The following is an 11,193-nucleotide window of genomic DNA, read 5'->3' on the forward strand; positions in this document are numbered from 1 at the left end:
ATGCATCAAGTGTACTCTCCATAGCATCAGGCAGGCAGACACCAAGGCGCTGACTGGCCTGGCGTGGCCGGAAGTGATGACAAGTGGCGTGGCGGCTAGTCCCATTCGAGGGGGAACTATGACAACGAATACCAGACTCTTGCAGGGGTCGCTGAGAGATTTCGGGCTGGTTGAAATTCTGCAGATGATGGAGCTGGGGTCGGCGACGGGTGCTTTGCACTTGAAGCACGAGCAGGGGCGAGTCGGTATTCTCTATTTCAGCGATGGCAAGATCGCCAACTGCTCTGAGCTTGATCCATGCGCGCTGACCCTGGGCGATGTGCTCCAGCAATTGGGGATGGCTACCTTTCAGCAGGTGGAGTTTGCCTTTAGCCAGCAGTTGCAAGATGCTTTTGGGCGCCGCATTGGCGAGCGCCTGATTGCCATGCGGGTCATTACTGAGCAGCAGCTCTATGAGGCGCTGCGCACGAAAGCCCTCTGGACGGCGCGTGAGCTGGCGCTCTGGCGCGAAGGTACCTATGAGTTCATTACAAGCCCCAAAAAGCAGGCCTTTCTGCCCTATGGGGAGCAGTCGCTTGATCTGGAGATTGTGCGTGTGACGATGGAGATGGTGCGCTACGCCGATGAGTGGGAGCAGCTCAAGCCGTATCTCCCCAATGGCATGCGCACCATGTTAAAGCTGGTGCCGACCATCCCCTACCCACTGAGCTTTAACGGGCGCGTGATTGAGATCCTGCAGCGGGTGGCGCTCCATCGCTGGGTGCGCAAGATTGCTACTGGTCTGCGCCGGCCCGAGCTGGAAGTCGCGCGCGACCTGGCGACACTGGTACAGCAGCGGCTGATTGTTCCGCTGCCCGAGGAGCCGCATCCCCCCTCGCGCGACGCGCGCACTGTGCGCCTGCCCGGCCCCGCCGAGCGCATGCGCATGGAGAGCTTTGAGCTGCTGAATCTGATCAGCCGCATGGAACAGGATTGGTATAAGCGCAAGAGTCCCGTGGAGCAGTTGCCGGCCCTGGTGCAGTATATTAACTGGACAATGGAGGCGCTGGCCGAAACGTGCCGCGCCAATGGCACCGAGTTGGACCCCAATACGCTGGAGGCGCTGCTGACTCGCGAGAAGCTGCGCTATATGGGGAACTATAAGTTCATTATCCACAATAATCGCATCGATGTGGAGAATTTCACGGCCCTCTGCCATGAGGTGCTCCACGGCGATTTACAGCGCTCCAAAGAGTTCTATGAGGAGGCGCTCTCGGTGCTCTCGCGTATCCTGCGTGTGATCTTTGAGACCATTAATTCGCGCGTCGCCTCGCTCTATGAGCGGCTGGAGAATCAAGAGGTCTGGGAAGCCTTCTTCTCGCTCTTTGAGCCGCCACAGAATTGAGTCGCCGGGCGCGGGCGCCCCGCATGCTCAAGGGCAACGCAGCGGCCCCTCCCTGTAATTGGAGGGCCTTGTCTTGTAGCGTGTGTTCTCCTGGGTCGTGCCGGGCAAACCAGGCGGACAGCAGCGGCGCGACGGGTAAGCGCGACGCCAGATGCTCACGCTGGGTCGGCTGGACCCGGAACCCGTCAGACAGGCTGCTGCCCGCTGTGCTCCTTGCCCGGACCGGCAAGGGGCTACTCGTAGACAACCGCGACGGTCTTGACCTCGGTGTAATCCGCGACGGCGTTTGGCCCCAGTTCACGGTGACCATTGCCGCTGGCCTTCATGCCCCCAAAGGGCATGTGGATCTCCGAGCGCGTGGTTGGCGCATTGACGTAAATCAGCCCGGACTGAATATCGCGCATGGCGCGGAAAGTATAGTGCGTGCTGCGCGTGAAGATGGCCGTTGAGAGGCCGTACATGGTGCTATTGGCCACGCTGACGGCTTCTTCGTAGGAGTCGACCGGGATGATAGAGACGAAAGGACCAAAGATTTCCTCGCGGGCGATGCGCATCTGCGGTTGGACATCGCCGAAGATGGTCGGCTGGTAAAAGGCCCCATCGCTGTATTCCCCTTCGCGCAGTGGGCTGCCGCCATACAGGAGTCTGGCTCCCTCGCGCTTGCCCAGCTCGGTATACTCGTGCACGGCCTGTACGCGCCCCATGTTGACAAGCGGCCCCATATCGACATCGTCGCGCAGGCCATCGCCGATACGCAGCCTGGCGGCTGCCTCGATCAGGCGCTCGGTAAACTCGGAAAGGACGGGGCGCTGCACAATGACGCGGCTGGTGGCCGTACAGCGCTGGCCGGTCGTGCCAAAGGCCCCCAGGGCGACGCTGGCGACGGCGCGCGGCAGGTCGGCGTCCTCCAGAACAATGACGGCATTCTTACCGCCCAGCTCCAGCGCGCAGCGGCGCAAGTCGCGCCCGCATAGCTCGGCCACGCGCTTGCCAACTTCGGTCGAGCCAGTGAGGGAGATCATATTGACGTCGGGATGGCTGGCCAGGGCCTCGCCCAGAGTGCCGCCCGGACCGGTGACAACGTTGAAGACGCCATCTGGCAGCCCGGCCTCCTGCAGCACTTCGGCCAGCTTGAGGGCCAGCAGCGGCGTGTCGCTGGCCGGCTTCAGAACGACGGCGTTGCCGGCTTGCAGGGCGGGGAAGGTCTTCCAGGCGGGAATAGCCAGAGGAAAGTTCCAGGGAGTGATGAGGCCGACAACCCCTAACGGCTGACGAACGGTGAGATAGATCTTGCCGCGCTGGACGGAGGGAACGGTCTCGCCTTCAGCGCGCCAGCCATCGCTGGCGATGTAGCGGGCGACGTCGATAGCCGTCTGCACTTCTCCCCGCGCTTCGCTCAGGATCTTGCCCATCTCGCGCGTCATGAGGGTGGCTAGCTCTTCCTGGCGCGCCTCCAGAATCTGGGCCGCCCGCAGCAGTACCGCAGCGCGCTGCGGCGCGGGGGTGGCCGCCCAGCCGGGTTGAGCCTGGCGCGCGGCGCGCACGGCCTCATCGAGGTCGGCGACGCTCGATTGCTGATAGTAACCGATGATCTCGGAAAGGTGGGCCGGGTTGGTGCTGGCAAAGGTGGCCCCACTCGCCGCGGGCCGCCACTGGCCGCCGATGAAGTTATAGAAAACCGGCGGCTCGCTACGCGCCGGGGCGCTGATCTGCACTTGTGGCTGTGTCATAGAAAGGTCACTCCTCACTGAGGGTATCGTCACAGCATGCTGTGGGAACAGCATGGGATCGGCCTTGATCAGCGGCTGCTGGCTGCTCAAGAGGGCACTTGCTCTCCCGCTCGCTGGCTGACCCGCCGTCATGTCAAAGGCTCAGGCTCCGTCGGCTGAGCGGCCTCGCCGCTGGCAGCCGATCCTCATTATAGCATACCAGTCAGAAGAGGCTTGAACGGGGCGAGCGCGCCCGCCGCTGGGCTGATGGGCGCCAGGGCAGGCTGACCTGCTCGTCCCTTGACCCGGCTTGCTCGTCTGACCTAGATTCTCTACGTGTGAGTGGTCTGTCTAGTTCGGAAGAGGGGCCAGTCCCACGCCACGCGAGCTGCGCTCTCAGGGTCAGGGCGTCTGGCGTCGGCGCTGCGCCGGCTCTTCCGCACCGTGAAAGGAAAGAAAGGAAAACACGCTCATGAGCGGATCGAACACTGCGGAGCAGCGGAAAAAGGTGCAGGTCGGCGACCCGGCCCCCGACTTCACCCTGCCCGATCAGGCGGGCCGTCCGGTCAGCCTCCACGACTTCATCGGCAAAGCGGTGATTGTCCTCTACTTCTATCCCAAGGACAATACGCCTGGCTGCACGGCTGAGGCGGTCTGTTTCCGCGATAGCTATGTCGTCTTCAAGCAGGCGGGGGCCGAAGTGATCGGCGTCAGCTCGGACTCAAGCGAGTCGCATCAGCAGTTTGCCAATCAGCATCGGCTGCCCTTTATTCTGCTGAGCGACCAGGGGGCTACCGTGCGCAAGCTCTATGGGGTGCCGACGACGCTCGGTCTCCTGCCGGGGCGTGTGACCTATATTATCGATAAACGCGGCATCGTGCGTCATATCTTCTCATCACAGTTCAATCCTGAGAAGCACGTTGAGGAGGCTCTCACCATCGTGCGAGCCTTGCAGAACGAGGAAGGGGTGGCGGTCGAGGGGAGCCGTGAAGAAGCTTGACCGCTTGCCTGCCGTCTGGCACCGAAGCTGGCGGAGCTACCAAAGCCCCTGGCTCTGAAGCCGGACGGCAGCGAGCCAGAGGCAAACGGCGCGGCCCTGGGCGCCTCTTCCCTTGTCTTGCCGCTCTCGACTCCCGGTGGGGGCGGCGGCCAGGGGAGGGCGCAGGGCCGCGCCGGGCTGGCTGCGATAGACGCAGCGTATTTTTTTACCATCGAAAACAACCCGACTGGCCGGCTGGGTGGCCTGACAGAGAGACTCAGGCCGTCTCGATCGTGGGGCCGCCGCTGCTCGGCTCAGCCCGTGGCTGCTGGGCGGCAGGAGCCGACTCACTGTAGTCGCCTTCCTGCGCGGGGCGCTTGAAGACATAGTAGGCCGACGTCGAAGTCAGGGGCTGAATGCCCACCAGCTCCCAGCCCTCGCGTCCCAAACTGCTCAGATAGCGGCGTACAAAAGCGCTGCGTCGCTCGTTGCCGATCAGCGTCTCCAGGCCTTCGCAGGAGATGCGTCCGCGCGTATCAATATAGGCGACCTTGTAGGCCCACTGCTGTGGCATAGCGCTTGCTCCTTTCAAAATGCCTTAGCCTCAACCCACCGGCTGAGCATGGCGCCCGGCCGGCGGCGCAAGGCAAGGCGAACCATGCCGGGCCCTCCTTCAGATCACAAGAGAAAAACGGGAGGGCCATACCTGGCCCGGCGAGCCAGTGCACCCGGGGCAGGTGCCAGACCCGTGGTGGCGTGCCGTCCGTCCGTACCATCTGAGACCGCATCCGGCTGTCTCCCTGGCGCCTGGACAGGCCAACCTGACGCCTCGCACGCTCTTGCCAGGTCACGCGGCCTATCCGCCAGACACCGGAGCCTGCCGGGTTCCACAATGCAGCAGGCCCCGGGCGAGGCAGGGGAGAGGACACGCTCCCACGGGTCTCTCTGCCCAGGAGACAGTATAGCCTCCGGCCAGGCGGAGCGCACCGTCAGAAGGCAGGGGAGCGAGGCCGAGTAAATTCCCAGGGAAGGACCCTGTTCAAATGTCCAGGGAGGCCGTGGCGCAGAACAGAGCGGCTGCGGTGGGGCAAGGGGCACGCCAGGCGCGGCCCTGGAGCTGGGATCTCACGGGCGCGTACTCAGCCCGACGCGACAGTCTGCGGCGACCCCAGGCGGCCAGGCCAGGCTAGGATGAGAGGGGGAGATCAAACGAGAAGGTCGTACCCTGCTCCTCGGCGCCGGGACGCTCCAGGCGCAGCGTCCCGCCGTGGGCCTCAACGATGCTCTTGGTAATATAGAGGCCCAGGCCCGACCCCTGGCGGCTGCGCGCCGTCTGCAGCCGTACATAGGGGCGGAAGATACTATTGATCTCTGCCGCCGGAATCACGCGTCCCACATTGTGAACACTCACGCGTACTAGATGCTCCTCGGGCTGGCTGACACGAACCGTAATGGTCGTATGCTCATCGGAGTATTTGATCGCATTGTCGAGCAGGTTGCCGACGGCCTGCTGAAGACGCTCGCCATCCCAGCGGCCAACAAGCGGCCTCTCGGGGGCCTCGACCTCCAGGCGATGATAAGGGGCCAGCGGTCGGAACTGTTCCACCAGCTCGCGAATCAGGGCCACGATGTCGCACTCGCCCAGGAGCAGCTTGAACTGACCGGTTGATAGATAAGAAGCGTCGAGCAGATCATTCACCAGGCGCTTGAGGCGCTGAGCCTGGCTGATAATGATCGCCGTGCCACGCTCGACCGTCTCGCGGCGGCAGTTGGGGCGAGCAATCATTTGGGCATAGTTGATGATAGGAGCGAGCGGGCCACGTAGCTCATGAGCAATCATTGCTGTGAACTGCTCTTTGCGGGCTAACTCCTCTTGAAGGAGCAGATTGGCGCGAGTCAACTCATCTACCTGTTGCTGCAGCGCCCTGACAACCTCTTCCTGCGACTGCTTGCGGTGAGCTCGCATGCGTGTGGCCTCCCTACTCGCTCGGTGGCTAATACATCGTTAAGTATACACTTAATCCACGTGGCCGGCGGTTGAGGCGGAAGCCGCTGGGAATTTTGGGGGAGAGCAAGGTGAAGGGAACGGGCTTCCGCTCTTGGGAAGGCGGCGCGCCGCTGTCAAGAGGGGCAGGCAAGCGCGGGCGCTTGCTGCCTCTCGACAGCCGCAACGCTCAAAAACTGATTCATTCTGCCGGAATCAGACCTAATTCGCGCAGCTCTTCCTGTGCCCCCTCGCTCAACTGAGTGAGGTCGAGGCTGGGATCGGCATGGGCGATCAGGTGGCGCAGCCGCTCAATGATCTCCTGGCGTGTATAGAAGTCGGTTGCCAGCCACAGTTCGCCAATCGTGATTTCAATTTGCCGGCGCTGCAGAGCGGCCAATGCCGATTCGGCCATGCGTTCTGTGCTCCCTTCGGGGTAGAGTTTCGCTCGTTCGTCTGCCTGGTGCCTGGAAGCGTGGCGACTGACCGGCCAGGGCTATGCCTGTCTGGTCGCCTGGCTAGCTACTGGTCTGCCCGCCAGTCTGCGTCTGGGCGGTGAGCGAGCGGACGAGCGACTGCGCTGGCTGGCTTAGGAGCTACTGCTGCTTGATGCCACGGGAGCTTTACCGCTTCCCTCGCTGGTAGCTGCAGAGCTGCTGCTGCTCTCGCTCGACTTGCTGCTCTCGCTCTGCGCTGAGCTGCTACCGTTGGAATGGGAGCCGTTGTAGTCCGTCTTATAGAAGCCGTGCCCTTTGAAGACGATCCCCGTCGGGAAGAGCACGCGATGGATCTCGCCGCCACACTGTGGGCAAACCGTTAAAGGATCGTCAGTGATTTTCTGCCAGATCTCGAAACGATGCTCACATGCCCGGCACGCATATTCATACGTGGGCATAGGGTGCTGTCACCTCCGCGCCAGAACATGGCTCAACACTAGAGAACGGAAGAACGGAAGAGAATGACTTCCTTCCCTTCATAAGAAACAGGAGGGAAAGCGTTGCCGCTTTCCTCCTTGCCTGACAAGAGAGCGTCTGCTCAATTTACGAGATGCTCTACATTAAATAGTAATCGCCGATCTCCTCGTTGTCAATCGAAGGCAGGGAGTGCTAGCGCTCAGCATTGGCTGGCGGGAGCGAGCCGCGAGCCGGGCCAGGCAGGTTGGCTGTTGTGGCTTGCTCCCGTCAGCCCGCTATGATCTGCCGATATATTCTTTGATTTTTTCGGCGGCGGCGCGCGTCATGCCCTCGACGGCGGCCAGCTCTTCGACGCTGGCCTGACTGATGGCCTGCAGCGAGCCGAAGTGCTTGAGCAGGGCCTGCTTGCGCCGGGGGCCGATGCCCGGGATCTCGTCGAGCTGGGATTTGAAAGTACGCTGGCCGCGCAGCTTGCGATGGTAGGTGAGGCCGAAGCGGTGGGCCTCGTCGCGGATGCGCTGCAAGAGGTAGAGGCCCTGTGAGGTGCGCGGGAGGCGCAGCGGTTCGGCGGCCCGTGGCAGATAGATCTCTTCGGCGGTCGGCAGGCGGCTATGTGAGCCTTCTTCTTTAGCCAGGCCGATGACGGGTACTTCGACGTGTAGCTCTTCCAGCACCTGCAGGGCGGCATTGAGCTGGGCTTTGCCGCCGTCGATGACGATCAGGTCAGGCAGGGGCCAGTCGTGGCTGAAGGTGGCTGTTTGGCCTTCGGCGTTCTCGGGCTCGTTCTCTGGGTGCCCTGCCTCTCTGGTGGGGGCCTGCTCGCGTCGGAAGCGGCGGCGCAGGATCTCCTGATGGCTGGCGGGGTCGTTGGCGCCTTCGACGCTCTTGATGCGGAAGCGCCGGTACTCTGCCGGCTTGGGGCGCCCGGCTTCAAAGACGACCATCGCTCCGACGGCGCTGCTGCCCTGGATGTTGGAAACGTCGTAGCATTCGATGCGGTAGGGCGGCGCCGCCAGGTTAAGGGCGGCCTGTAGCTCTTCGAGGGCTAGCTGAGTCTTCTGGCTGTCGCTGAGCCATTTGATGCGCTCTTGCTCTAGCACCTCCTGGGCGTTCTGTTTGACCAGCTCGATCAGGCTGCGCTTCTCGCCCCGCCGCGGCACGCTCAGGCTGACGGTCTTGCCGCGCCGGCTTTTGAGCCAGGCTAGCAACATGTCGCGGTCGTCAGGCTCGACTTCCAGGACGATTTCGGCGGGAATGTGGGGCGCGCTCTCGTAAAATTGCTGCAGGAAGGAGCTCATGATTTCGCCCGGGCTGCTGTCGCGGGTACCCTGCAGGATGAAGTATTCGCGCCCGATGAGTTTGCCGGCGCGGAAAAAGAAGACCTGGGCGCAGGTTTCGTCTTCGGCGCTGGCCAGGGCGATGACGTCCTGGTCTTCTTGCCCTTCGGTGTTGATGATGCGCTGCTTCTCCAGGATATGTTCGACGGCGCGGATGCGATCGCGCAGGCGGGCGGCTTCTTCGAAGTTGAGGGCCTCGGCGGCCTCGTGCATGCGGGCCTCTAGCTGCTTGACGACTTCTTCGTGTTTGCCTTCGAGAAACAGGATGACCTGGGCGATGATGGCGTCGTAGTCTTCGCGCGTGGCGTAGCCGACGCACGGCGCCAGGCAGCGGTGTATATAGTATTGGGTGCAGGGCCGGCTGAGGTATTTGGGCTTCCAGCCCGGCGGCGTCTGCCCGTTGCGCGGGGGCGCCCAGGCGCTGCCGTCGTAGCGGCAGGTGCGGAACGGAAAGAGTTTGTTGAGCAGGTCAAGGGTGGCGTCAACGGCGCCTGAGCTGGTGTATGGCCCAAAATAGCGGTTGCCGTCGCGCTGGTAGTTGCGCACGCGGTAGACGCGCGGGAAGTCTTCGCTGAGGGCCACTTTGATGTAGGGATAGTTTTTGTCGTCCCTCAGCAGAACATTGTATTTCGGGCGATATTGTTTGATGTAGTTGCTTTCGAGAACGAGGGCTTCGATCTCGTTCTCGACGACGACGTATTCGATGTCGTCGACGCGCGCGACCATGCTGCGATTCTTGGGGCTGAGGTTGGCGGACTCCTGAAAGTAGGAGCGGACGCGCTGGTGCAGTGAGACGGCTTTGCCGACGTAGATGATTTGCCCCTGGGCATCTTTCATGAGGTAGATGCCTGGCTTGTGCGGCAGGCTGTTGAGGACACTCCGGATTTTGTCGTTCATACTGGCTGGTGTTTTCGTTGATGGTCTGGCTTGTTAGCTGGCTGTGGCTGCCCTGGCTCCGCATTTCATTATATCATGGCAGGGGCGGGCTGAGGCTTCCCCGGGAAAGGTAGGCCGTGGCGCTGTCGCGTGAGGCACCAGACTGGTATAATGAGGCCAGTTCAGGGGCGAACGAAAGAGGACTCGCCCGGGCGACGGGACGGAGCGAGAGCGGTCGGTGTGAGTGAGTGAGTGTAAGTATGGCCTGGAAAGATGCTGATGAGCGATCGACTGTATGGCAGTTAGCGTTGCCTCTGGTGACGCGGCTGCCGCAGGAGGCGGCGCGCCAGCCGGGGCAGGGATCGGGCGCGGTGGCGACGCGCCCGGCGGTGGTGGAGCTGATGCTAGATGTGGCCGGCTATCGTCAGGAAGAGGCTTTGACTGACCGGCTGGCACTTGAGCCGGCGGCGGGCGAGGGGGCTTTTCTGTTGGCTATGGCTCGCCGCTTGCTCGCAAGCTGGCAGCGCCAGGGGCGAGCCGCGCGCGATCTGGCGCCGGCCCTGCTGGCATACGAGCTGGATGAGGGACGGGCCGCCCGTGCCCGTCAGGCGCTCTGTGGGCTGCTGGCTGATGTTGGCTTCGGCGCTCAGGAGGCTCAGCGCCTGGCTGCGGCCTGGTTGCGTACGGGCGATTTCCTGCTGGAGGCCCCAGGTCTGCCCGCCGCCGATCTCGTGGTGGGCAATCCGCCCTATGTGCGGCCAGAGGCGCTGCCCCGCGAGCGCCTGCGCCTCTATCGCTCGCTTTATCGGACAATGCGCGGACGAGCCGATCTCTATGTGGCCTTTCTGGAGGCGGCGCTCTGGCGTCTGAAGCCGGGGGCGGTCTGTGCCTTCATTTGTCCCGATCGCTGGCTCTTTAACCAGTACGGGGCCGAGCTGCGTCGCCTGGTAGCTGAGGCTTTCAGCCTGGAGCTGGTGCTTGAGATGCACCGCGCCGCGCCCTTTGCCCAGAACGTGACGGCCTATCCCGCTATCACCTTGATCCGCCGCGCCGAGCAGGATCACCTTGTCCTGGCCCGTTTCGAAGAGGAGGAGCCGATGGCCTCGGAGGATGAGGCTGCCAGCCGTCTGCGGGCGGTGGCCGAGGCCCTGGAGGCTATGCGTCAGGGGAGGACGGTCGCGCTCCCCGCGGGCCTGCGGGCGAGGCGGGTGGAGGGAGCGGGGCGCCTGCGGGCTGCCACCGGTTGGCCGGGGCCTGCCCTGTCGTCCGAGCGCCTGGCCCTCTTGCGCCGGCTGGAGGAGCGTTTCCCGCCACTGGAGTCGGCAGAGAGCGGCACGGTGGTAAGCATCGGCCTGGCGACGGGTCTGGATGAGGTCTTTATTACGAGCGATCCAATGCTGGTAGAGCCGTCGCGCCTGCTGCCGCTGGCTCTCCGGGGCGATACAGCGAGCGGTGTGCTGCGCTGGTCGGGCCATTATCTGGTAAATCCCTGGTCGCCAGAGGGCCTGGTCCCTCTGGAGGATTTTCCCCGTCTGCGAGCCTATTTCCTGCGCCATGAGTCGCTGCTCAGGCAGCGCTATGTCGCTCGCCGTGCTCCCGCCCAGTGGTATCGCACCATTGATCGCGTACAATTCCCGCTCGTTGGGCGCCGCAAGCTCTATGTGCCGGATATCGCGCGCTGTCTGGAGCCTGTGCTTGATGAGGGACAGACCTACCCTCACCACAATTTGTATGTGATTTGGTCTGAGACGTGGGATCTGGAGGCGTTGGGCGGGCTGCTGCTCTCGGATGTGGCGCTCTTTTTTGTGGCCTGCTATGGGGTGCGCATGCGCGGTGGCTATTATCGCTTTCAGGCCCAGTATCTGCGACGGATTCGCCTCCCTCGTTTGAGTGAGGTGTCGCCAGACCAGCAGGCCGGACTAGTGACGGCCTTCCGTCAGCGTGATCGGCGCCTGGCGACGCGCATCGCCTTGGAGCTGTATGGGATCACGCTCTGCCCGCTGTGAGCTG

The 11,193-nt window shown here is 63.1% G+C and carries 9 protein-coding genes; 3 read left to right on the top strand and 6 right to left on the bottom strand.

The annotated features are described in order from the left end of the window. The first annotated feature begins 118 nt into the window (after positions 1 to 118). Positions 119 to 1,384 carry a DUF4388 domain-containing protein gene (locus AC6H1L_RS13575; protein WP_497598027.1) on the top strand — a complete coding sequence of 422 codons (1,266 nt, stop codon included), beginning with the start codon at positions 119 to 121 and terminating at the stop codon, positions 1,382 to 1,384. Positions 1,385 to 1,617: 233 nt separating this feature from the next. Here the strand turns inward: AC6H1L_RS13575 and AC6H1L_RS13580 are convergent, their stop codons facing one another. Continuing rightward, positions 1,618 to 3,114, bottom strand: coding sequence for an aldehyde dehydrogenase family protein (locus tag AC6H1L_RS13580; RefSeq protein WP_497598028.1), 1,497 nt, complete (start codon positions 3,112 to 3,114; stop codon positions 1,618 to 1,620). Positions 3,115 to 3,565: 451 nt separating this feature from the next. On the opposite strand from AC6H1L_RS13580, the gene AC6H1L_RS13585 reads away from it, so the two are divergent. Further along, positions 3,566 to 4,093, top strand: coding sequence for a peroxiredoxin (locus AC6H1L_RS13585; protein ID WP_497598029.1), 528 nt, complete (start codon positions 3,566 to 3,568; stop codon positions 4,091 to 4,093). Between the two features lie 256 nt (positions 4,094 to 4,349). Here AC6H1L_RS13585 and AC6H1L_RS13590 read toward each other — a convergent pair whose 3' ends face one another. The 5 genes from AC6H1L_RS13590 to uvrC form a co-directional block, all read right to left on the bottom strand. Further along, positions 4,350 to 4,646 (bottom strand): DUF4177 domain-containing protein, encoded by a 297-nt coding sequence (locus AC6H1L_RS13590; protein WP_497598030.1) that lies wholly within the window; start codon positions 4,644 to 4,646, stop codon positions 4,350 to 4,352. Between the two features lie 612 nt (positions 4,647 to 5,258). Further along, entirely contained in the window at positions 5,259 to 6,038 is a 780-nt protein-coding gene (locus AC6H1L_RS13595; protein WP_497598031.1) for a sensor histidine kinase, read from the bottom strand. A 220-nt stretch (positions 6,039 to 6,258) separates the two neighbouring features. Further along, positions 6,259 to 6,471 (bottom strand): hypothetical protein, encoded by a 213-nt coding sequence (locus tag AC6H1L_RS13600; protein ID WP_497598032.1) that lies wholly within the window; start codon positions 6,469 to 6,471, stop codon positions 6,259 to 6,261. Between the two features lie 174 nt (positions 6,472 to 6,645). Beyond that, on the bottom strand, positions 6,646 to 6,951 hold the full coding sequence (locus AC6H1L_RS13605) for an FmdB family zinc ribbon protein (protein WP_497598033.1): 306 nt from the start codon (positions 6,949 to 6,951) through the stop codon (positions 6,646 to 6,648). A 294-nt stretch (positions 6,952 to 7,245) separates the two neighbouring features. Then, positions 7,246 to 9,204 (bottom strand): excinuclease ABC subunit UvrC, encoded by a 1,959-nt coding sequence (uvrC, locus tag AC6H1L_RS13610; protein ID WP_497598034.1) that lies wholly within the window; start codon positions 9,202 to 9,204, stop codon positions 7,246 to 7,248. A 239-nt stretch (positions 9,205 to 9,443) separates the two neighbouring features. On the opposite strand from uvrC, the gene AC6H1L_RS13615 reads away from it, so the two are divergent. Next, a complete protein-coding gene (locus tag AC6H1L_RS13615) occupies positions 9,444 to 11,189 on the top strand; it encodes an Eco57I restriction-modification methylase domain-containing protein (protein WP_497598035.1) in 1,746 nt (581 codons plus the stop codon). Positions 11,190 to 11,193 lie beyond the last annotated feature (4 nt).

This window comes from Thermogemmatispora argillosa (assembly GCF_059696725.1).